At 36.3% G+C, this 21,306-nt stretch carries 22 protein-coding genes and 1 other RNA gene; 15 read left to right on the forward strand and 8 right to left on the reverse strand.

Annotated elements, in window-relative coordinates:
* Positions 1-22: 22 nt before the first annotated feature.
* From AC5KOD_RS16825 to AC5KOD_RS16835, 3 genes are all read right to left on the reverse strand, one after another.
* On the reverse strand, positions 23-643 hold the full coding sequence (locus tag AC5KOD_RS16825) for an FMN-dependent NADH-azoreductase (protein ID WP_496915741.1): 621 nt from the start codon (positions 641-643) through the stop codon (positions 23-25).
* Positions 644-792: 149 nt separating this feature from the next.
* On the reverse strand, positions 793-1,986 hold the full coding sequence (locus AC5KOD_RS16830; RefSeq protein WP_496915742.1) for a GGDEF domain-containing protein: 1,194 nt from the start codon (positions 1,984-1,986) through the stop codon (positions 793-795).
* 21 nt (positions 1,987-2,007) lie between these two features.
* Positions 2,008-3,510, reverse strand: coding sequence for an AcpB/EbpR/MafR family transcriptional regulator (locus AC5KOD_RS16835; RefSeq protein ID WP_496915743.1), 1,503 nt, complete (start codon positions 3,508-3,510; stop codon positions 2,008-2,010).
* 582 nt (positions 3,511-4,092) lie between these two features.
* Here AC5KOD_RS16835 and AC5KOD_RS16840 point away from each other — a divergent pair.
* From AC5KOD_RS16840 to AC5KOD_RS16850, 3 genes are all read left to right on the forward strand, one after another.
* A complete protein-coding gene (locus AC5KOD_RS16840; protein WP_496915744.1) occupies positions 4,093-4,440 on the forward strand; it encodes a zinc ribbon domain-containing protein YjdM in 348 nt (115 codons plus the stop codon).
* Between the two features lie 119 nt (positions 4,441-4,559).
* Positions 4,560-5,255 (forward strand): zinc metallopeptidase, encoded by a 696-nt coding sequence (locus tag AC5KOD_RS16845; RefSeq protein WP_496915745.1) that lies wholly within the window; start codon positions 4,560-4,562, stop codon positions 5,253-5,255.
* Positions 5,256-5,316: 61 nt separating this feature from the next.
* Positions 5,317-5,652: a hypothetical protein gene (locus tag AC5KOD_RS16850; RefSeq protein ID WP_496915746.1), complete on the forward strand. Its 336-nt coding sequence runs from the start codon at positions 5,317-5,319 to the stop codon at positions 5,650-5,652.
* Between the two features lie 38 nt (positions 5,653-5,690).
* Here AC5KOD_RS16850 and AC5KOD_RS16855 read toward each other — a convergent pair whose 3' ends face one another.
* Positions 5,691-6,554, reverse strand: a complete 864-nt coding sequence (locus AC5KOD_RS16855) for a helix-turn-helix domain-containing protein (RefSeq protein WP_496915747.1) — start codon at positions 6,552-6,554, stop codon at positions 5,691-5,693.
* A 182-nt stretch (positions 6,555-6,736) separates the two neighbouring features.
* Between AC5KOD_RS16855 and tadA the strand changes: the two genes are divergently transcribed.
* The 3 genes from tadA (at position 6,737) to ffs (ending at position 9,054) form a co-directional block, all read left to right on the forward strand.
* Entirely contained in the window at positions 6,737-7,249 is a 513-nt protein-coding gene (tadA, locus tag AC5KOD_RS16860; RefSeq protein WP_496915748.1) for a tRNA adenosine(34) deaminase TadA, read from the forward strand.
* Positions 7,245-8,906 (forward strand): MutS-related protein, encoded by a 1,662-nt coding sequence (locus AC5KOD_RS16865; protein ID WP_496915810.1) that lies wholly within the window; start codon positions 7,245-7,247, stop codon positions 8,904-8,906. Before tadA ends, AC5KOD_RS16865 begins: the two co-directional genes overlap by 5 nt.
* Before the next feature lie 60 nt (positions 8,907-8,966).
* Positions 8,967-9,054, forward strand: an RNA gene (gene ffs / locus AC5KOD_RS16870) — signal recognition particle sRNA small type.
* 715 nt (positions 9,055-9,769) lie between these two features.
* Here the strand turns inward: ffs and AC5KOD_RS16875 are convergent.
* From AC5KOD_RS16875 to AC5KOD_RS16890, 4 genes are all read right to left on the reverse strand, one after another.
* Positions 9,770-10,174: a VOC family protein gene (locus AC5KOD_RS16875; RefSeq protein ID WP_496915749.1), complete on the reverse strand. Its 405-nt coding sequence runs from the start codon at positions 10,172-10,174 to the stop codon at positions 9,770-9,772.
* A 404-nt stretch (positions 10,175-10,578) separates the two neighbouring features.
* Complete coding sequence (locus AC5KOD_RS16880) at positions 10,579-11,322, reverse strand: TPM domain-containing protein (protein WP_496915750.1); 744 nt, start codon at positions 11,320-11,322, stop codon at positions 10,579-10,581.
* 38 nt (positions 11,323-11,360) lie between these two features.
* On the reverse strand, positions 11,361-12,485 hold the full coding sequence (locus AC5KOD_RS16885) for a TFIIB-type zinc ribbon-containing protein (protein ID WP_496915751.1): 1,125 nt from the start codon (positions 12,483-12,485) through the stop codon (positions 11,361-11,363).
* Between the two features lie 32 nt (positions 12,486-12,517).
* Complete coding sequence (locus tag AC5KOD_RS16890; RefSeq protein WP_496915752.1) at positions 12,518-13,744, reverse strand: SPFH domain-containing protein; 1,227 nt, start codon at positions 13,742-13,744, stop codon at positions 12,518-12,520.
* A gap of 254 nt (positions 13,745-13,998) precedes the next feature.
* Here AC5KOD_RS16890 and dnaX point away from each other — a divergent pair, with 254 nt between their 5' ends.
* From dnaX to rsmI, 9 genes are all read left to right on the forward strand, one after another.
* A complete protein-coding gene (dnaX, locus tag AC5KOD_RS16895; protein WP_496915753.1) occupies positions 13,999-15,744 on the forward strand; it encodes a DNA polymerase III subunit gamma/tau in 1,746 nt (581 codons plus the stop codon).
* Between the two features lie 30 nt (positions 15,745-15,774).
* Complete coding sequence (locus AC5KOD_RS16900) at positions 15,775-16,089, forward strand: YbaB/EbfC family nucleoid-associated protein (protein ID WP_496915754.1); 315 nt, start codon at positions 15,775-15,777, stop codon at positions 16,087-16,089.
* Between the two features lie 117 nt (positions 16,090-16,206).
* The gene (gene recR / locus AC5KOD_RS16905; RefSeq protein ID WP_496915755.1) at positions 16,207-16,803 is read left to right on the forward strand and encodes a recombination mediator RecR; all 597 of its coding nucleotides are present in this window, start codon (positions 16,207-16,209) and stop codon (positions 16,801-16,803) included.
* 68 nt (positions 16,804-16,871) lie between these two features.
* Positions 16,872-17,513, forward strand: coding sequence for a dTMP kinase (gene tmk / locus AC5KOD_RS16910; RefSeq protein WP_496915811.1), 642 nt, complete (start codon positions 16,872-16,874; stop codon positions 17,511-17,513).
* Between the two features lie 84 nt (positions 17,514-17,597).
* Positions 17,598-17,927 (forward strand): cyclic di-AMP receptor DarA, encoded by a 330-nt coding sequence (darA, locus tag AC5KOD_RS16915; protein ID WP_496915756.1) that lies wholly within the window; start codon positions 17,598-17,600, stop codon positions 17,925-17,927.
* A gap of 1 nt (position 17,928) precedes the next feature.
* Positions 17,929-18,873 (forward strand): DNA polymerase III subunit delta', encoded by a 945-nt coding sequence (holB, locus tag AC5KOD_RS16920; protein WP_496915757.1) that lies wholly within the window; start codon positions 17,929-17,931, stop codon positions 18,871-18,873.
* Positions 18,874-18,905: 32 nt separating this feature from the next.
* Positions 18,906-19,748, forward strand: a complete 843-nt coding sequence (locus AC5KOD_RS16925) for a PSP1 domain-containing protein (RefSeq protein WP_496915758.1) — start codon at positions 18,906-18,908, stop codon at positions 19,746-19,748.
* The gene (locus AC5KOD_RS16930; RefSeq protein ID WP_496915759.1) at positions 19,741-20,079 is read left to right on the forward strand and encodes a DNA replication initiation control protein YabA; all 339 of its coding nucleotides are present in this window, start codon (positions 19,741-19,743) and stop codon (positions 20,077-20,079) included. Before AC5KOD_RS16925 ends, AC5KOD_RS16930 begins: the two co-directional genes overlap by 8 nt.
* A gap of 155 nt (positions 20,080-20,234) precedes the next feature.
* Positions 20,235-21,116 (forward strand): 16S rRNA (cytidine(1402)-2'-O)-methyltransferase, encoded by an 882-nt coding sequence (gene rsmI, locus AC5KOD_RS16935; RefSeq protein ID WP_496915812.1) that lies wholly within the window; start codon positions 20,235-20,237, stop codon positions 21,114-21,116.
* The last annotated feature ends 190 nt before the right edge of the window (positions 21,117-21,306 follow it).

Consider the following 21,306-nt stretch of genomic DNA (forward strand, 5'->3'; position numbering starts at 1 on the left):
GAAACGTTGTTTTAATTTGTGCTTAAAAGGAAGTGCCAAGTTCAGCAGCACTATCTAATGCCGTTTGTAAAATTTCTTCTCCGCGTTCGGGATGGTGATCGACACCTTCAATAAATAATTGATGGTAGTCTTCAACACCAACAAAGTTCATAATTCCTTTAACATATTGTGAAGCAAAGTCTTGCCCATTGTATTCGCCACCGTTTGATTGGATGTGCAATACTTTTTTACCTTCAGTCAAGGGAACAGGGCCGCTTTCTGTATATTTAAATGTTTTACCAGCTACATTGACAGTGTCAATCCAAGCTTTTAAGCGAGTAGGAACGCTTAGATTCCATAATGCATTTGCGATGACGATTTTATCTGCTGCTAAGAATTGTTCTGTCAATTCATTGAATCGACTAACGGCAGTTTGTTGTGCTGAAGTTAGGTCAGCAAAGTCTGTTCCAGAGCGCAATAGGCCCCAAGCGGATAGTAACGTATGATCAATTTCAGGGATTTCTGATTCGAAAACATCAAGAACTTCAACAGTGTCTTCCCCGTTAGTTTGTTTGTAGGCTGTAATAAATTGTTCAAGAGCTTTCATTGATTTTGACTCTCTTGGAGTTAATGGGTGTGCTTTAATAGCTAAAAGTTTTGTCATTGGCTTCCTCACATTCTATTTTTTGAACCAGTCTTATTTTACTAAAAAATAGTAAGTAAGTCTAGTGTATTTTTTCGTTAATATCAAAAAGTAGAGGACTGATACTAAAAGAGCCAGAAGAACGTGAGAGTTGTCTCGCGTTTTTCTGACTATGTCATTGAATAATTATGAGTAATAACTAATTGTTTTTTGCCATTATTTTTAGCTTGATACAAAGCATTGTCGGCTTCTTGGAAGGCTCTTTCTATGTCAAATGCCCCGTTGATATCAAAATGAGTGAGGCCGACGGATAACTCTATATTAATAGGATCATCTTCAAAAGTGAACGGTGACTGTTCTAATATGTCAAAAATTTGCTTGAAATACCCCTCTGCTTCCTCTGGAGATTCATTATGAATGATAGCAAACTCGTCTCCGCCTATTCGACAAATATAATGTCGATATTCTATCTGTTCTTGGCTTAATACGTGAGCGACGTATTTCAGGGCTAAATCACCAACAGGGTGACCAAAATTATCATTTATTTGTTTAAAGTTATCTACATCGATAACAGAGAGTGATAATCTTCCACCTTGATCTTTGGAAATTTTATTTGCTACATAGTCTAAAAAGAAGTGAAAGGATTCTTTATTATAGACACCTGTTAGGCTATCGTAAATAGCCGCAGTTCGATAGACGTGAACGGATTGAGAAACGGAGACCGCGGCATTAATAATGAACGTAGCAAGTAAGAAAATAACGGAGTAAAGGACCAAATAAACGCCAAATTCAGTTAGTTTACGTGTTTGAAAGAACGGATGAAAATAAAACGAAAATAGAACTAATCGAAGAATCATAAAAACAATCAGAAAAATGAAATGGGCGGGCCAAATAGAAATTTTTTTATGACGCATATAAATACATAAAGCCAATAGTAGGATTGTAAAAACAAGATTGTTAAAATACTCTGTAAAGGTGATAGAGGACATCGTTTTGACATAGCTGACATACTTTAAACCAATTAAAGTGATGGAGGTCAAAATACCTAAAACATCCGATCCATAGAGAACAGCAAAGAAAATCATAACGTAGCGCATATCTACGCCATTGCTTTCACCGAAGAGAGTAATGCGATTAATGGATAGAATAAAACTGATAATTCCTAAAGAGAGGCCAACAATTAAATTAGTGCTGAACGTCCCTCTAGTGAATAGATTACCAGAAACAAAGGTTAAATTTGAGCGGTTCTTTTTTGTCGCTACATGTAAAGAGACAAAATAGTATGATAATATCGTACTGATAATAAGGGAGATATTAATCAATATCGCATTGATAAGGGCTAGTTCTTTTGGTAATTGTTGCAAGAGAACATCTCCTTCTTTAGGCTAGGTATTTGCTTTTAAATAATTTAATACTGCAGGGTCAATTTTATTTATTTTATTGATAGCGCGCCTAATTTTAGCCCAATCCTGATCAGAGGGAATGGCGTCAACCACGATAATTTTATCGGCAGGAATAATTTCTTCGAAAAAAGTAGTAACATAGTAATCATAACCGTCTAATTGACTTCTATCTTCATCTTCTAAAAAAATGATCGATCCTTTATAGACACTTATTTTAACCTTAGTTCCAAAGTTTTTGATAATCATCTCAGCTAATAGGTTGGCATGTTCTTCTCCCAAATCACTAAAAATCATTAAATTAGCTTTTTCTTTCTTATTTTCGAGAATGGTTGGCAATCTTTTCCATTTAACCATAATCCAATAGATGACTTTATTTTTAAACCGACTTAACCAAGGAAAGTCCATTTCTTCTTCCATATCTTTCAAGCCTTTTTCTACCACTTTAGTGAATGCTGGAAAATTATTGCGGATGGCAGTTCCGTTAAACTCATAACGATCAAATAAAATAAAGTCATCGAATGGGTAAACGAGATGTTCTAAATAGGTAAAGGTTAGGACATTTTTGATGTTCAAGCGACTGTGGTCATCAATTTCAAGATCCAGTGCCTCTTTTATTAATTCTAAGAAATGAGCCAGTTTTTTCTTAAGTGTGTGTATGTCGATTTGATCGATCATCAATGCTTTAATAAAATAAATTGAATTAATTAAATCGTCTAAAACTTGATTGTTAAGTTTTAAATCAAGTACGGCAATAATATCGTTAATCTTATCCTCAACTTGATAGAAGGGCTCGCGATGAGCATCTGTTATTCGTTCAGGATGTGAGATGGTTGTATAGAGGCCTTGACTAATTCGCTCAAGGCTAACAGCTAAAATATAGGCCAGATTTAAATGCATCGTTTCATCTACTTGGTAGCCGGATTGTTCAAAAATTTCTTGAGCCATTAAAACTGTTTTTCGACGATCAATAGCAAATGGCCAATCATGGATGCCGTAAACCTCTGAAAAGAATGTTGTATAAAAATAGCGGACGTATAGCTCATTAATATTTGCTACGCGACAAGGTCTTTTTTGTAACACTAAATCGTAATGTGAGAGGGAGTTGATTAGCTGATTGGAAATCCTATATAGAGATGATTCGCTGATAAACATTTCTTCCTCCCAGTCTTCAAGGTTGATATCTGGATTAAAAAAAATTTTTTCTAATAGTTGAAAGGCTTCCGAATTCTCAATTACATTGTTATAAACAACAGAGGCGTGACTACTTGGTGGGGTACTTAAACGAACGCCATTTTTCTTTGAGGTCTCAATAATTAAATGCGGAAACCAATTCTCTTTCAAGAAATGAACATCACTATTGATGGTTCTTAAAGAGGCTTTATTAGTGTTAGCCAGTTCGTTGGAGCTGATCCAATCTGATGAACGGTTAAGTTGCTCTAAAATTTCAAGTCGTCTTTTTGTTGATGAGTCGAGTAATTCTCTCATAATATCCTCCTTAGACAAATGTAATAGTTTGTTATTTAATGGCACTTTATTCAGCAAGTATAGTTTTTTTTATTGTGTAATTGATAACATCAAATTGATGGAGAAGCGGTATAGAACTCTATAAAAAAGTGCAAGTTTGTTAACACGTACTTTTTAAGTATAACATTATTTAAAGGGGAAATGTTAATATTAATCTTTAAATGAACGATAATATTGTTTATCAATAATTTTGAAAAGGGTAGTAAAATGAACGATAATAATTGGAAATTTTTGTTAGTTAAGGAGAGTTGAAGATAGAGATAGTTTAATTTTAGAATAATTTGTTATATAACTAGATTTTTGAGAGCAGTGTTATACAAAAAACCTTTTTTTAGGATGTTTTTTTATTTTGTTGATGGAACTAGATGGGAAAAGCGAGGAGCAGTAAAAATAATAATCTTTTTTTCAATTTCATTTTAAAAAAAGGCGGCTTTTTTAGAATATATTAATTAAATTTTTATCATTTTCCGAAGGGATTTTGCATTTTTTCTCAAATATGATACCCTGTTTATAGTAAATGATAAACGAATAGGAGAAATTATAATGTCAATACCAAATTGTCCAGAGTGTCAGTCAAGCTATGCCTATGAAGATCGTAATTTATATATTTGCCCGGAGTGTGGGCATGAATGGTCTACCGATGAAGTTATTTCGGAAGAGGTCGTATTAGTTGTTAAAGATGTAAATGGCAATAAGCTAGAAGACGGCGATAGCATTACGGTTATAAAAGATTTAAAAGTTAAAGGAAGTTCAACGGCAATTAAACAGGGGACGACTGTAAAAAATATTCGATTAATTGACCCGAATGATAACTCTGATCATAATATTGAATGTCGTGTGGGTAGTTTCGGACAAATGAAATTGAAATCTGAATTTGTGAAAAAAATTTAGAAAAGAAGCCTGAAAAGGTTTCTTTTTTTTCGTAAAGCCTTCACACTTATTTCAAGTAAGATTTGGAAAATCATGATAAACTAATAGTATCAGAAAGAAAATTAAAGGGGGATTATGAGATGTTTATGCCAATGGGATTTTATTGGGACAATACATTTATTTTAGTTATTATTGGAATGTTATTATCACTTGCAGCATCTAGTTATGTTAATAGCACTTTTCAAAAATATGCAGAATATAGTAACAAAAAAGGGTATACAGGTACTCAAGTTGCCCAGCTGATTCTACGGGCTGCAGAGGTGGAAGGCGTGGGTGTTCAGAAAATATCGGGTGATTTAACGGATAACTATAATTCTCAAAATAAAATTTTGAGTCTGTCTGAAACTGTGGCGGATTCGACCTCTGTAGCGGCTATAGGGGTAGCGGCTCACGAATGTGGACATGCAGTTCAAGATAGTCGAAGTTATCTACCATTAAAATTGCGTTCTGCTTTGGTACCAGTTGCTAATATTGGGTCAACTATTTCAATGCCATTGATTATTGCTGGCTTGTTTTTTGGAAAATTTTTAATTACGTTGGGAATTGTTTGTTTCTCGGTGGCCTTTATTTTTCAAGTGGTGACATTACCAGTCGAGTTTAATGCCTCTCGTCGCGCGTTGGCTATTTTACAGAGTAATCACTTTTTAGACGATGAAGAATTACAGATGGCTAGAAAAGTTTTAGTGGCAGCTGCTTTAACTTATGTAGCGGCTGCAATTGCGACGTTCCTTCAATTATTGAGATTAGTGATGATTTTTGGAAACCGGAGGGATTAGTGGGAGAATTTGGCAGATAGTGCTATAATTGTATTAGAAACTAATTAAAGGGGCTGAAAAAATGAAAACATCAACTAAAGTGTTACTTGGGTTAAGTGTTACCGCGTTAGTAGGTACAACAATGGCTGTGGTTGTCTCAGAAAAAGTCATTAGAACCATAAAAGAAACGCAAAATCGTCACAAAGTTAAAAAATTTGTCAATGATAAATTAAATGGTAGCGAGAAGCTACTAAACATTGTCGATGACTTGTCAGATGAAGAAATAGAATCAGTGGTCGGTATTCTGAGTAAAGTAAAGGACAGCCGAAATAAAATTAGTGTGACAGGAAAAAATGTTCGCGAAGTGACTGAGGATGTTAAAGATCATTTAGTTAATTTTGTTGAATCATTTGCTTAAAAAGATGCCATCTCGATTGAGGTGGCATCTTTTTTGTTTTAGGCAACTAATAAATAACTTAAGACTAAATCGTCCATACTTTTAAGAGAGAGGCCGGTTTGTTCGTGAAATTTTTCTAGTCGGTATTGAAGGGTATTTCGGTGCATAAATAATTCTTTTGCGGTTGAACTAATATTACCTTGATTGTTCCAAAGAGCTGTAATAATGTCTTGCATCTCACCATCAATGGACAATTTCTTTTTAAATATTTGCATGATTAAACTTTTTTTCACCATATTTTTTGTGAAGAAATGAAGAGCAACTTGGGAGAGCGAGAAAGCTGATTTGCTCTTGATAGTTGGTAGTTCTTCTAAAAAAATTTGCTTTTCTTCTTGGAAAAAACGTGGGAAGCCGTCACTTACATTAAGAAAGCTACCAAGAAAGGCTTTTGTTTTAAATATAAAGTCACTTTCTAGAGTCAATAAAATCCCTTCTAATTCTTCAAGGGAGTAGGAGCTTTTACTTTTTTCTTCAACTATAATCCCATAAGACTCGGTTAAGAAAAAGGCATCCGCTACTTTGTTAAACATACTAGAAAAGGCATCGAGCCACTCTTGGCGCGATTGTTTTTGATTTGTATTAATCAGGTTAAATTGAATAATTCGATAAGAGCCAGCTACATTTTCGATAGGTTTACCTTCGAATAAGAAGCCGTACCAAGGATGTTGCTCGTCATTGATTGTGACATCATTTTTTTCAAGAAAGAGGGCCGTTAATAAATTAATTTCTGTTGCTGTTAGTTGAGCTTTTGGTAAAGCAAACCAGTTGCCATCTAAAGGAATATTTAGATGGAAATCGTTGTCCAGTGGTGAAGGTACGATCTCGCCAAACGTATAAATATCTTGTAATTGAATTTTATCCATATTATCACCATTCGTTTATTAGTTTATAGTGTTAGTTTAACACAGTATCAATAATGGAACAGCAAAAAAAGTATAGAGGTTATTATTTTAAATCGTGAAGGTTAAATAAAATGAAGAAAAATATCTGAAAAAGCTTGGCTTTTGGTATAATAGAGTAAACGAGTGTTAAAGTGAGGGGAATTATGGAACGAACGTCATCAGTGAGTCAAGAAGATAAAATAAGATTTATGGAGGAAGCGTTAATAGAAGCTGAAAAAGCTCGCAAGTTAAAAGAGGTTCCCATAGGCGCAGTAATTGTTCATCAAGGGAAAATTATTGGCCGTGGTCATAATCTAAGGGAAACAAGTCAAGATGCGACGACTCACGCTGAAATGGCGGCCATTCAAGAGGCTTGTCAAAATTTAAGCAATTGGCGTTTAGAGGACTGTCAGTTATTTGTCACATTAGAACCTTGTCCGATGTGTGGTGGCGCGTTGATTTTATCACGAGTAGCAGAGGTTTATTATGGTGCAGCTGACCCTAAGGCGGGAGCGGCTGGAACGCTATTAAATCTTCTAGAAGATCAGCGTTTTAACCATCAGGCATATGTAGAGAGCGGGATACTAGAAGAGCGCTGTGGCGCAATATTAACGACTTTTTTTAGAGAACTTAGAGAGGAAAAAAAGCGTAAAAAAAAGGAGCAATTAGATGATTAATGAAGCCATATTTATGAGTGGCGCGATTATATTTGTGATTGTTTTAATTATTGTTTTGGGAATTCGGGAGCGGTTATTTTTAAAACGACGAATCGCAAGAGACTGGCAAAAAGTGCCAACTATTACACATTTTGATAAGGAAGAAAGTTTAAAGGAAGCTTGGGAAATTTATAGTAAGCTGCATCCGAGCGATAGCTTGATTGACGATATTACGTGGCACGATTTAGACATGATGAGAGTATTTGAGTTAATCAATGCGACGAAATCGAGCATAGGCGCTGAACGACTGTATCAGAAGATGCGAGGTTTTAGTCTAAATGAGACTGAAAATCAAGAGTTTGAAAAATTAATTACTTATTTTTCTGAGAATTCTCAGGCGCGTGCGGACATGCAATATCGTTTGGCAAGAACTGGAAAGCGTGATAAAAATTTTGTTTGGCATTACTTAAATAACCCTCGAGAGAATGAATTAGGAAACCCTCTAATCTATTATTTTTTAGGTGCGTTACCAGTTCTTTCTATGTTGCTACTACTTATCACTCAGATGGCCTCGTTTGCTCTAGTGGCAATTGGAGCTATTGTTGTAAATGTAATTGTTTATATGCAAAAGAAGCAGCATCTAGAACGTGAGTTGATGAGTATGAACTATTTAGTGGGAGTCGTCTCTCAAAGTGGCAACATAGCCAAAGTGTCTCAACCGCTGCAAGAAAAACTTCAAAGGTTGTCGAAAGAACTAAAGCTTATTACTAATGTTGGCTTTGCGTTTCGATTTAAGAGCAATTCGGAAGCAGAACTATTATTTGAATATATTAATATAGCGTTTATGTTGCCATTTATTTCATATAATTTAGTCTTGAAGAAATTAGATAGTCATCAGCAAGCTGCAATTGAGTTGTTGGAAACGATTGGTAATATCGATGCAGCGATTGCGGTTTTGAATTTCAGAAGCTTGATGCCGTATGGGTGCAAGCCCCAGTTCAGCCAAGAGACTCAGGTGAGCGGGGTAGAGATGTATCATCCACTGTTGAGCGAGCCGGTTGCTAATCCAGTTGACTGGAAGCGTGCGACTTTAGTGACTGGTTCTAATGCTTCTGGTAAATCAACCTATATCAAAGCGGTAGCGATTAATGCCTTATTAAGCCAAACGATTGGATTTGCTTGTGCTAAATCTTGGAAAATGAAGCATGGTCACATTTTAAGTTCCATGGCTCTAGAGGATGATATTTTTAAAGGCGATTCTTATTTTATTGCAGAAATAAAATCGGTTAAACGAATTATTCAGCAGGTAGAAAAGGGGCAAACTAGCTATTGTTTTGTGGATGAGATTCTGAGAGGGACTAATACCATCGAACGGATTGCTGCCTCATCTTCTATTGTTGAATGGTTATCTGATAGTAAAGGATTGGCATTTGTGGCTACTCATGATATAGAGTTGACGGAAATGTTAGATGAGAGCTGCGATAACATTCATTTTGAAGAGAGTGTGACTGAAGGTGAAGGGATTGAATTTGATTATGTGTTGTACCCAGGACCAGCTAAGACGAGAAATGCGTTAAAACTTTTAAATGTTTTGTCATTTCCAAAAGAAATTGTTGTAGAAGCAGAGCAAAAAGCTCATCATTTTGAGACTTCGCGAAGCTGGGAAATAACTCATTAATTTTTTTTTAGAAAAAGCTAGCTATAAATAAAAAAATAAGGTACAATAGTATTTGCCGCAAGGCTAGGGCAATGGTGGGCTTGGTAAGCGTGTCAGATCTGGAAGGAAGCAGCACATATTAGGTGCCGCCATGTGCCTCTACTAAATAGTAAGTTGACAGTGTTCTCAAATGATTGAGAGCACTGTTTTTTTGATTAAAAATGAGAAGTAGGAATAATTTAAAACAATAATTTTTAGAAGTTATAAGAGTTTTTCCACTTGTTATTTAATTTTTCGATCAGTCCAACTTTTTGTTTCTTAGCTCTCATTGTCACTTCAACTCTATCTAATGAATCTACTCCAATAGTCGTAATTTTAACAGTAACATTATTAGTGTTTGGAGTGATTTTGATAGCTAATAAATTTCAAGGGCCAACTTTTTTTTGAATAGGATTTTCAACTGAAGAACGAAAATTATCTTCAATAACAGATGGGGAAAAATAATCATCGAGTTCCCCACTTGATTCTATTGGGCTCTCTTGTTCGTCAGAAAATGTATTACTTCCTTCTGACGTACTTGTAGTAAAGATCTGTTCAGCCTTTGCTAATATAGTCGCTCCGAGTGATGCTGAAATCAATAGACTAAAAGATAAAACCTACTTTACAATTTTTTCATGTGTATAACATCCTATTTTTGAAATTTATTATACGATGTTAACCTAAATTAATATGATAATTTTTATATATGAAAATGTATTATTTCTTTACAAAAAAATAAACCAGATGTCAATCAAGTTGATTGGTATCTGGTTTATTCATTAAGACTTACGCCCCAAGTTCGTTTAGGCGGTGTTCAATTTTGCAAATTATGGTTAGTTTAAAATCTAAATCAAATTAAACGACCAATTAATACCAAACTTATCCGTTACCTGACCAAACAAGGCTGACCATTCTGTTTTTTGTAAAGGCATGACATTTGTTGCAGATACAGATAGCTGTGTGAAATAGTCTGTCAATTTATCCGGATCAGTTAGTTCTATGACCAAACCAACATTTCTACCATAAGGAATTTTATTCATAAAACTTGGTGTGTCAGAAAACATAATTGTGTGTCCTTCAACTTCAATACTAGCATTCATGACCATCTTTTGACTATGCTCATCTAAATCAGGTATTTCTAAGGTAGCATAAGTGACTAAATCAGAACAGGTTGCTTCAAAAACTTGTTCATAAAATGTAATCGCTTCTTTTGATTGATCTTCAAATGTAAAATATGTTGCAATTGGCATTGTGGATTCCTCCGTTTTTATTTTAAGTATAACATGACAATGAATTGAATTAGAAATATAGTTACTTCTAATAGAGATTTGTTAAGTCTTGAAAAGCCATCTTTGCGATAGGCTTACTCATTATTCTTTATTCATTATCATACAAACGTTCGTCCTTTTTTCGAGGGCGAGATATTCTATTATGTTATTTTAATTTATTAATTCTAATTTTAGCAAGTAGGTATTTTATAGTAAGTTGACAGTGTTCTCAAGTGATTGAGAGTACTGTTTTTTGGTTATAGGATGATAGTAAGGAAACCTCCTTAACCTTTGACTTTTATGTTTAGATTAAAATAAAAATAGAGCCAAATCATTAATTGATTCAGCTCCATAAATTTTAGTTACCTTTATTTAATTATTTATTACTAAAAACTACGGCCACCGCCACCGTGACCGCCACCACTACTACCATTACCACTGCCACTATTATTGCTTGGTTTAGGAATATGTCGAGTAGTTGTAAACGTGTCGATTAATTGGTCCTCTTTTTGAGTAAGGTTAAGGTTTCCTTTTTCTCGGTAGGAATACTTATAGGTAGAGCGTTTTAAATTGTAACTTCCGTAAACTGATGAATAGCTAGCTATGCCAGCTATTACTGCTGCGATTACAGCGATTAAGGTTTTTAGTGGAGTTAGCTTGTAAATGCGTTTAAACTCACCTGAAGCGGCATCGTATTGATAGCGATCACTATACTTAATTCCATCTTTAAGAACGCTCAGAGCTGCGAGATGGTAATTGCCATCAACCATGTCATCTTCGGCATGATCTAGCATTTTGTCAATGCGTCCATCGGTGAGTAGTTCTTTCATTTTTCCCATAGTTGAAATATAGTATGTCCGGTTGTCCATATCAATTAGAAATAAGAAGCCACTGCGATTTGTTCCGACTCCTAAGTTATGTTGATCATAGAAATCGTCAGCGTATGCCTGGGCAGATTTGCCACCTGTATCATTTGTTGTAACCACAGCACCATCCATACCTGTATTCTTTTTAAAGGTTGCTATTTTTTCTTCAATCTCAGATTTTTGGCTATCTGAAAAAAGGTTAGCCAGATCAAAAATCGTACTTTGAGCCTGAACTGATTGACTACCTACGACTAATAGAATCATAAGCAACAAACTTCCTATAAGGAATCTAATTATGGATTTCATATAAAGTAACCTCCTAATAGGACAAGGAGAAAGACTGCTATTCCAACTCCACAAGCGAATAGACTTAATTTGGTTTTATCGATTGGCAGTTTGCCACTCACCTTACCAGTCTGGCCATTCATAGCAAAGTAGAACAGTTTTTTTGAATCATCTGTCCCTTTGTCGTTACGATAGGTTAGTAACCAGACAGGGAGAAGAACGTATTGATGGGTTTCAGTCTTTAAATCTAAGTTAACTTGTTGATTATATACTGTTGTATAGCCTGAAACGGTATCCTCAAGTAAATTTTCCCCATATTGCTTTAGTTCAGTGTAAATTCCTTGTTGCAGAGCCTCAAATTCTAGATCACGTTTCTCGGCTTGAAAACCAGATAAATAGTGACTGTTGAATTTGATGGCTTTTTCCATAGGGAAAGGCTGTACAGATTCAACCATGTTAACCTTCGCGTTTTTTTGTAAGGCATTTTTGACCAATTCTTTGAATGACATCTGGCCTTTACGGAAAATTCGATATTTTTTAGTCTGTGTGTATTCGTAATCCCCTGTCCGCCATACAGTTACAGAGTTAGCGTTAGCTTGGAATGACCCACTCAGCTCAGCGTCGACAACCCAGTAAGGGAAATAAATACCAGTTAATTTTTCTACTTGATTTTTATTGAAAAAGTCTTTTGGAATAAACTTTTTCTTTCGTGCCCAGCTTAAAAATTGTGTGACAGCTTGTTCTTTTTCAATCGCAAAGGGAAGAACTGACTGTGGTAAAAATTTGCCACTGATTCGTCCGCTTAGAACAACTGGATTGTGACAGTAATAGCAATAGGTTGCGGCAGTTGTTGTCTCAGTAACAATTTCAGCCCCACAACTAGGACAGGAAAAAAGATCCATAGGGATGTCTTCGTCGGAGGCGTAATCTGAGTTTTCTGAATCGCTACTCACAGTTTTACCGACATCCTCTTGAATGGTATCCGTTTGGTTGTTTAGTTGTGCCAATTTTTTTTCATAGGTGTCAACTTCAGCTTCAGTAAAAATACTCAAGCAATACTCACAGTGGAATTTTTGGGTTTTGGGGTCAAACAAAAGTGGTCCGTCACAGTTTGGACACTTATGTGAAATAACCTCACTCATAATGTTGCTCCCTTCTTAATATTGTACCCTAACTATAGAGGGAGACCTCGGAATGGTTGCCCACACTCTGGACAAAACTTCGGCATTGTTGATGTAATAGTGACAACCTCTCCACAGGCACTACATTTCATTTGAATTCCAGTTGGAGTTGGAGCCGGTTTTGCTTGGCCACAATCGGAACAGAATTTTCCAGTATTTTGAGTGCCATCATTTGGGCAAGTCCACGCATCAGCAGATTGAGCCGCTTTTTCAGCCTGATCTTTCATCTGTTGTTGATTTGTTTGGCTAGCTTGTCCCATAAAGTTTCCACCAGCATTCATACCAGCTCCCATCCCCATAAAGGCAGTTGCGCTACCAGCAGAATTTGAGCCAGCAGCTTCAATTCCACTAGCAATAGAACCTTGAACGAAGCCTTCACGGATAGATGGATCATCTAACATAGCACCCTTGTTTCGCATGTTAATCAAAGCTTTGGATTCGTCATCGTAGGAGATACTTGCGACACCAACTGAGACAACTTCCATCCCACGGTTTCCACGCCATTCTTCATCAAGAACGGTTGCCATAAATTTACTTAATTCAGTACTTTTAGATGTGACAAATGAGATACGTTCACCAGCAGCAGACATTTGATTGATTGATGTTTGTAAAGCAGTCAAAAATTCTGCTAGATACTGTTCATTGATCTCGCTAATATCCACACTTGTTTTGTTACGAGGAATTGCTTCTGCATAAAAAAGAATTGGGTCGGTAATACGGATGGAGTAGTTACCATGTGCTCTTAAAAAAAGCTCCGCATTATAAAAATTATCAAAGTAATTGATGGGAGTCGGCGTACCGAACTTAATCCCTGTAATTTCTTGTAAATTAATATAGATGACTTTTTGTGATTGAGGTGTAACGCCACCAAATTTAAAGCGGTCAAAAGATTCAGCAATAGCTGATTTTAAGTTACCACCAAACATGGAAGGCGCGCTGTCATTTTTTACCGTGTAATAGCCTTCTTCAGAAGAATAGTCAATGATTTTACCACCATCAATTAATAGCATCATTGTATTGGGGTAAACATGAATCACAGAACCATCAGTGATAACGCCACTTGTTCCCTTTTTATTTGAGCCACGACGATCATCTTTACGGACAGTTACCCCTTCCGTCATGACAGTCTGTTTGCTCATTTCCCCTGGTTCAATAATTTCTAGCCACTGATCTGCTAATCCGCCACCAATAGCGCTTGTTGCTGCTTTGATTAATCCCATTTTAATCGCTCCTTCTAATTTATAGTGATTAACTTACCATTTCTTTTCTATTGTTAAAGAAGTGGGTTTTTTATAACTCGTTTTTCACAACACTTATTTCTGTATTTATTGTATCATAGATAGGGGTTAAACAATGTAAAAAATAATCTAAAAGGGGTAATGATTTAAGGCAGACACTTTGACTAAAGAGTGGAAATTTTGGTAGTTCTAACGTATAATGAGAACTAGCGATTTTTGAGAGGAGTAGAACAGAAATGACATATCAAGCTTTGTATCGAGTGTGGCGTTCTCAACGTTTTGATACTATTGTGGGACAAAAAACCGTTACCCAAACACTCAAAAATGCGATAGTCCAAAATAAGACCTCTCACGCCTATTTATTTACAGGACCTCGTGGGACTGGGAAAACAAGTGCGGCTAAAATTTTTGCGAAAGCAATTAACTGTCGCAATAGTCAAGATGGAGAGCCCTGTAATGAGTGTGACACGTGTCAGGCAATAACAGAGGGCCGACTAAATGACGTTATTGAAATAGATGCGGCGAGTAATAATGGTGTGGAAGAGATTCGTGATATACGGGAAAAGGTGAAATACGCTCCGACACAGGCTGATTATAAAGTTTATATCATAGATGAGGTTCATATGTTGTCAACAGGTGCTTTTAATGCGTTATTAAAGACCTTGGAAGAGCCACCTAAAAATGTGTTATTTATTTTGGCAACAACAGAGCCCCATAAGATTCCGTTGACGATTATTTCGCGGACTCAGCGTTTTGATTTTAAACGCATAAGTACGCAAGATATTGTGGACCACATGGCTGAAATTTTGAAAAGCATGGACATAACATTCGAAGAACAAAGTCTTTTTGTCGTTGCTAGGGCGGCTGAAGGTGGGATGAGAGACGCTTTAAGTATTCTTGATCAAGCTCTGTCTTTTGGTGATGAAACGCTAACGGTTAATGATGCTTTGCAGGTAACCGGTAGTTTGACTTTTGAGATGATGGACACTTTTATTAGTAATTGTGCCAATCGACAGACTGAAGAAGCTCTGGTTGTCTTAAATAGTTTATTAAATGAAGGAAAAGAAGGAAGTCGCTTTTTAGAAGACTTACTTTTGTATTGTCGGGATCTTCTTATGTATAAACAGGCGCCTAATTTATTAGCTAATCAAAGTGGTCAACTAACGACAGGGTTTAAGGCGTTGGGTGAGGAACTGCTTACGGAGACCATTTACCAGTATATTCAAATTTTGAGTGAGACTCAAAATGAGATACGATTTACGAATCACCCTAATATTTATTTGGAAGTTGCTACAGTGAAGCTATCCACTTTGAGACAAGTGGCAGCTCAGGCTGAGAGTGATAATGACGTATCGATAAATGTTGGGGAGTCAGGTGACTTTATTCAATTAAAGCAAGAAATCGACCGCTTATCTACAGAATTGGCTACATTGAAAAAAGAAGGGGTTGCAACGAAGGAGGCATCTGGGACAAGCAGTAAGCCAGTTCCTAAAAAGTCAACGTATCGACTGCCGACTGAGCGAGTTTATCAAGTTTTGCGAGAAGCAACTAGAGACCAGTTGCAGCAAATTCAAGACGCTTGGGAAGAGTTGTTACAATTGCTGACAGTGACTCAGAGAGCGATGCTGAAAGCGAGTGAACCAGTTGCGGCTAGCAGCAGTGGATTGGTCATTTCATTTGATTATGAAATTGTCTGTCAACGTGCTAGTGAAGATACTGAGTTGCACGAAAATGTTCGCTCAGGCTTTAATCGGTTGATGCAGTATCAGCCAAATTTAATTTGTATTCCAAATGAAAATTGGACAGGATTAAGAAGAGATTTCCTGAGTCAACATCAGGATGAGATGGTAGCTAATTCAACGAATGATAGCTTACCTATGGGGGAAGTTGAATTAGTTCCTCCCGAGGAAGATGAAAATACAATTGTCAACGAAGCAGTCGAATTATTCGGCGAAAGCGTTGTTGAAGTAGTAAATGACTAACGATAATTTATTAATAGGAGTGAATATAAAATGATGCGTGGTATGGGAAATATGCAAGGCATGATGAAGCAGGTTCAAAAGATGCAAAAAGAAATGGTGGTCGCTCAAGAAGAATTGAATGCAAAAGAATTTAAAGGGGAAGCGACGAATCAATTAGTTGAAGTTACGTTTACTGGAGACCGTAAAATGGTTGATTTAACTATTAAGCCAGAAGTGGTTGATCCAGAAGATGTTGAAATGATGCAAGACTTGGTAATTTCAGCAGTTAATGATGCATTGGTAAAAATTGAAAAAGAAACGGAAGCAACGATGGGGAAATATACTAAGGGGATGCCTGGGTTCTAAAAAAACGGGAAGGAAACTTCCCGTTTTTTTACACTAAAGTATCGAACTAAGCAAGAATAGGCTTAACTATTTACAAAGAAATTATGACAGGTTAAGTTGTTAGAAAGAAGGGATTTAATGCACTATCCGACACCCATTGCTAAATTGATTGAGAGTTATATGCGACTGCCAGGAATTGGTGCTAAAACGGCTGCACGTCTGGCTTTTTTTACCTTAGATATGCGTGAAGAAGATGTGAATGAGTTTGCTAAATCACTCATTAGTGTTAAACGCGATTTACATTATTGTACGATTTGTGGCAATATTTCTGAAGAAGAAACCTGTGAGATTTGTCAGGATAACAGTCGTGATAAGAGCGTGGTTTTAGTTGTTGAAGAGCCTAAAGATGTTATGTCGATGGAAAAGATGCGAGAATATCGTGGTCAATATCATGTATTACATGGTGTCTTGTCGCCAATGGATGGGACAGGCCCAGACGATATTAACATAGCGCCACTTATTAAACGACTGCATGATGATGAAATTCAAGAAGTGATCATCGCGACGAATGCTACTACTGAAGGGGAAGCGACTGCAATGTATCTGTCTCGATTGATTAAGCCTGCTGGAATTAAAGTGACACGTTTAGCTCACGGCTTGTCAGTGGGAAGTGATATTGAGTATGCGGATGAAATTACCTTGTTAAAGGCGGTTGAAGGTCGTAGGGAAATCTAGCGTGTTATTAGACACTTAGAAGAGAATCAAGTAAAATAGGAATATGATAGATGATGGAGGCAGATGAAGTGAAGGGGATTTTCATAACAATAGAAGGGCCTGATGGTGCAGGCAAAACGAGTGTCATAAAGGAATTAGGACCACTACTGAAAAAAGAGTTGCAGGTTCCGTTAGTTGTGACGCGTGAACCAGGAGGAATTCCAATTGCTGAGAAAATTCGCCAAATTATTTTAGATCCGAAAAATATGGAGATGGATGAGCGGACAGAAGCCTTACTATATGCGGCAGCTCGCAGACAACATTTGGTAGAAAAAATTATCCCTGCAATCGAAAATGGTAAAGTTATTCTTTGTGATCGTTTTGTTGATAGTTCTTTGGCTTATCAAGGTGCTGGGCGCAAAATAGGAATTGAGGCAGTTGAATCAATTAATGAATTTGCGATTGAAGGTCTGATGCCTGATTTGACTCTGTATCTAGATGTCGACTCTGACACTGGTTTAAGCCGTATTCGACAAGGTCGTTCTCTTAATGAGCTGGATCGTCTTGATACGGAAAGTTCAGTTTTTCATCAACGAGTCCGTCATGCTTATCTAAAAATTGCGGAAGAAAATCCTGAACGAATTATTATGATTGACGCCCGCGAGTCGTTGGAACAAGTTATTTCTTATTGTTTAGCAGCGATTAAAGAGAATTTTCCTGAACTATTCTAGAACTTAATAAGAGCTTGTCTGTTGTTAAGCGCAAGTATGGTTAGTTTCTGTTCAATTGTGCATAATATAGAAGGAGGAATTATGATGAAATTAATTTTAGCCATTGTCCAAGATAAGGATAGTAACCGTTTGTCAAATGAATTTATTGATGCTGATATTAGAGCGACAAAATTATCTACTACAGGTGGTTTTCTAAAAGCTGGGAACACCACGTTTATTATTGGGATTGAGGATGAGCGAGTCAATGAAGCACTCGATTTAATTAAAGATGTGTGTCAATCACGTGAGCAATTTGTTACAGCGCCAGTAAGCTTAGACGCTACAATGGATAGTCATATGTCTTATCCGATTGAGGTACAGGTTGGTGGGGCGACTGTCTTCGTTATGCCAGTTGAAGGGTTCTATCGTTTTTAAGATGTCGATAGCAGAAAAACAACCCATCGTTTTTAGACAATTAGCGGCAAGTGCTGCTAGAAATCGTTTGGCCCATGCTTACCTTTTTGAAGGGGAAGCGGGGACTGGAAAAGTGGCCATGAGTCTGTGGCTTAGCCAACGAATTTTTTGCTTAGCAGAAGCAGATCAACCATGTGGTGAGTGTTTAAATTGTCAACGGATTAGAAATGGCGAGCATCCTGATGTAAATACGATTGTGCCAGATGGTCAAAGTATTAAGGTGGATCAGATTCGTGATATTAAAGAAGTTTTTATGAAAAGTGGCATGGAAACGCAACAAAAAGTTTTAATCATCGAAGATGCTGAAAAAATGACAGTGAGTGCTGCCAATAGTTTGTTAAAATTTATTGAAGAGCCTGATGGTCAAATTGTTATTCTATTTTTAACAACTGCTAAGGCGAGGATATTGCCGACGATTCAGTCTAGATGTCAAGTATTGCACTTTTTACCACTCTCTGAAATACTTCTCGAAACCGAGTTAGTGGCTCAAGGAGTTACTGAAAATGATGCGAAACTATTGTCTCAGTTGACTAATAGTCTCGAAAAAGCTATTGAAATTTATCAGCAGGAATGGTTTAATGAAGCTAAAGATACTTCTATTAAATGGGTTACTTATTTAGTAGAAGATAATCCATTTGCTTTTGTCTATGTTCAACAACAGTTAATTAAGGTATTTAAAGAAAAATCACAACAGGCCTTGTTATTTGAGTTGGTTTTGATACATGTGAGGCAGTTTTTATCTCAGAGTATCAAGGGGATAAAATCTCAGACAGTTAAGAGTAAATGGTCTCGTAAGAAATTGTTAACTGGAGTCGAAATGATTTTAGTGAGTCGCAGGAAATGGGAAGCAAATGTAAGCTTTCAAAATGTTTGCGAGCAATTATCGCTTAAGTTGTTAGATGGATAGGATTACTTGTCCTATTAGTAAAGGAGGGCACAATGGTAGAAGTTGTTGGTGTTAGATTTAGACCTGCTGGCCATATATATTATTTTACTCCGGGAAAAGAGGAGTATTCATATAATCAAAAAGTATTGGTGGAAACACAACAAAGTAAACAAATTGGGTTAGTCGCTATCCCAAAAAAAGAATTCGAAAAAAATGATTTACCTGATGAGTTGAAACCTATTCTTAAAACGGCTTCGGATGAAGATATTCAGAAAGAGCAGAAAAATGTGCACGATGCACAAGAAGCATTTGTCATTGCTAAAAAGAAAATTTTGGAGCATGAACTTGAGATGAAGTTGATTCAAGTCGAGTACTCGTTTGATCGTTCGAAGATGGTTTTTCAGTTTACTGCAGAGGGACGGATTGATTTTCGTGAATTGGTTAAGGACTTGGCTTCTATTTTCAAAACACGGATTGAGTTACGCCAAATTGGTGTTAGAGATGAAGCTAAAATTTTAGGTGGAATTGGTCCTTGTGGCCGCCAATTATGTTGCTCGACTTTCCTTGGTGACTTTATCCCCGTATCCATAAAAATGGCGAAGGATCAAAATTTATCGTTAAATCAAACCAAGATATCAGGCTTATGTGGCCGATTAATGTGTTGTCTAAAGTATGAGAATGACATGTATGAGGAAGCTAAGCGTGAATTACCAGACTATGGTAAGGAAGTGCTAACACCTGAGGGGCGTGGTAAAGTTATTGGATTAAATTTGCTTGATCATGTGATTAAGGTTAGATTATTCGGGCGGGATTTGACTGTCGATTATGATTATGAAGAGATTAAAGAATTTGCTAAACAACAAGTGAGTGATAAAAAGGAAGAATCTGATGGATAAACGGACATTGTATGATGAATTTGGTCATTTAGAGACAGAAGTTAAAAATATATTGTTACGTTTGAGTGCTATGAAAGACGCTATTGATGAACTGACAGAGAAAAATGTTAATTTAGAAATTGAGAACCGCCATCTGCGAGCGCGTTTAATTGAGCTTGAAGCTATTAGTAGTGGCCCAGATGAAAAACAAGAATTATCTAAATCTCGACTGAATTTAGAAAAAATATATGAAGAAGGATTTCATGTATGCAATGTTTGTTATGGCTCTAGACGCGAAAATGATGAAGAATGTGCATTTTGTTTAGATGTCATTTATGGCGAACGAAAATAGGGACTTGACGAGATAATTAGTGTTATCGATAGAAAAATATGACAATTATAGAGACGCAGGAAGCTGATTCCCGTCTCTTTTTAGTTTAAAGCTATTTCTGGTAAACTAGACGTACTAACTGTTAACTAAATAAAATAAAAGGACTATTAATAATGATAACTAAACAAAAAAGCTTCGATAAAACGAATCAGAATGGTCGTTTGTATTTAGTGCCGACCCCTATCGGTAATTTACAAGACATGACGTTCAGAGCGATTGATACATTAAAAGAAGTCTCAATCATTGCAAGTGAAGACACACGTACTACTCAAAAACTGCTTAATCATTTTCAAATTGCGACCTCACAAATTAGTTTTCATGAGCACAATTATAAGGAGCGAATTCCGAGATTAATTGAACGCCTACTTACAGGTGAAAGTATAGCTCAAGTGAGTGATGCAGGAATGCCCTCAATTAGTGACCCAGGCCATGAATTAGTAGTTGCTTGTCTCCAAAAAAATATCTCTGTAGTTGCTTTACCTGGCGCTACAGCTGGCGTGACAGCGCTAATTGCTTCAGGGATACTGGCAGAGCGGTTTACTTTTTATGGATTCTTAACTCGAAAAAAAAGTCTGCAACTAAAAGAATTAGATGGGTTGAAACATCGATCTGAGACGCTGATTTTTTATGAGTCTCCTTATCGACTAAAAGCAACATTTGCTAATATGATCACTGTTTTTGGAGAAAATAGATTAGCAAGTCTTTGTAGAGAGCTGACTAAAATACATGAAGAGTATCTTAGAGGAACTTTATCTGAAATATTGTCTTATTTACAAGAGAATGAGATAAAAGGAGAATGTTGTATTTTAGTTTCGGGGTTTGATGGAGAAGTGGTTGAATTTGAAGAAAATGATTGGAGTTCATTATCTGTTTTTGATCATGTTAATGAAGAAATGAGCCAAAAACAACTGACTTCTAAAGAGGCAATTAAGCAAGTCGCCAAGTTAAGAGGGTTAAAAAAACAGGAAGTCTATAAAGAGTATCATCAAGATATATAGAAAATCTTAAAAAAATAGTAGATTAGTTTTGAAAAATTAATGAATTTGTTGTATACTTAAAAGGGTGGTTAAATGAAAAGTTGAGTAAAAATAGGTTGCATAATCGGCTAGGTATGCTATAATTTTAAGTGTGTATTTGTAGGTTTTGGTGGAGAAATTTGTTTGTATTCTTGCCTTTAGAGAAGAACTT

It is taken from the genome of Vagococcus sp. WN80Y (genome assembly GCF_059621045.1).

Coding starts and splice junctions, on each gene's coding strand:
- AC5KOD_RS16855 (WP_496915747.1), bottom strand. CDS start 6,554: ATGGATAAAATTCAATTACAAGATATTTATACGTTTGGCGAGATCGTA.
- AC5KOD_RS16930 (WP_496915759.1), top strand. CDS start 19,741: ATGGATAAACGGACATTGTATGATGAATTTGGTCATTTAGAGACAGAA.
- AC5KOD_RS16825 (WP_496915741.1), bottom strand. CDS start 643: ATGACAAAACTTTTAGCTATTAAAGCACACCCATTAACTCCAAGAGAG.
- AC5KOD_RS16925 (WP_496915758.1), top strand. CDS start 18,906: ATGGTAGAAGTTGTTGGTGTTAGATTTAGACCTGCTGGCCATATATAT.
- dnaX (WP_496915753.1), top strand. CDS start 13,999: ATGACATATCAAGCTTTGTATCGAGTGTGGCGTTCTCAACGTTTTGAT.
- recR (WP_496915755.1), top strand. CDS start 16,207: ATGCACTATCCGACACCCATTGCTAAATTGATTGAGAGTTATATGCGA.
- AC5KOD_RS16840 (WP_496915744.1), top strand. CDS start 4,093: ATGTCAATACCAAATTGTCCAGAGTGTCAGTCAAGCTATGCCTATGAA.
- AC5KOD_RS16875 (WP_496915749.1), bottom strand. CDS start 10,174: ATGCCAATTGCAACATATTTTACATTTGAAGATCAATCAAAAGAAGCG.
- AC5KOD_RS16850 (WP_496915746.1), top strand. CDS start 5,317: ATGAAAACATCAACTAAAGTGTTACTTGGGTTAAGTGTTACCGCGTTA.
- AC5KOD_RS16890 (WP_496915752.1), bottom strand. CDS start 13,744: ATGGGATTAATCAAAGCAGCAACAAGCGCTATTGGTGGCGGATTAGCA.
- AC5KOD_RS16835 (WP_496915743.1), bottom strand. CDS start 3,510: ATGAGAGAATTACTCGACTCATCAACAAAAAGACGACTTGAAATTTTA.
- tadA (WP_496915748.1), top strand. CDS start 6,737: ATGGAACGAACGTCATCAGTGAGTCAAGAAGATAAAATAAGATTTATG.
- AC5KOD_RS16885 (WP_496915751.1), bottom strand. CDS start 12,485: ATGAGTGAGGTTATTTCACATAAGTGTCCAAACTGTGACGGACCACTT.
- darA (WP_496915756.1), top strand. CDS start 17,598: ATGAAATTAATTTTAGCCATTGTCCAAGATAAGGATAGTAACCGTTTG.
- AC5KOD_RS16880 (WP_496915750.1), bottom strand. CDS start 11,322: ATGATTCTATTAGTCGTAGGTAGTCAATCAGTTCAGGCTCAAAGTACG.
- AC5KOD_RS16900 (WP_496915754.1), top strand. CDS start 15,775: ATGATGCGTGGTATGGGAAATATGCAAGGCATGATGAAGCAGGTTCAA.
- holB (WP_496915757.1), top strand. CDS start 17,929: ATGTCGATAGCAGAAAAACAACCCATCGTTTTTAGACAATTAGCGGCA.
- AC5KOD_RS16845 (WP_496915745.1), top strand. CDS start 4,560: ATGTTTATGCCAATGGGATTTTATTGGGACAATACATTTATTTTAGTT.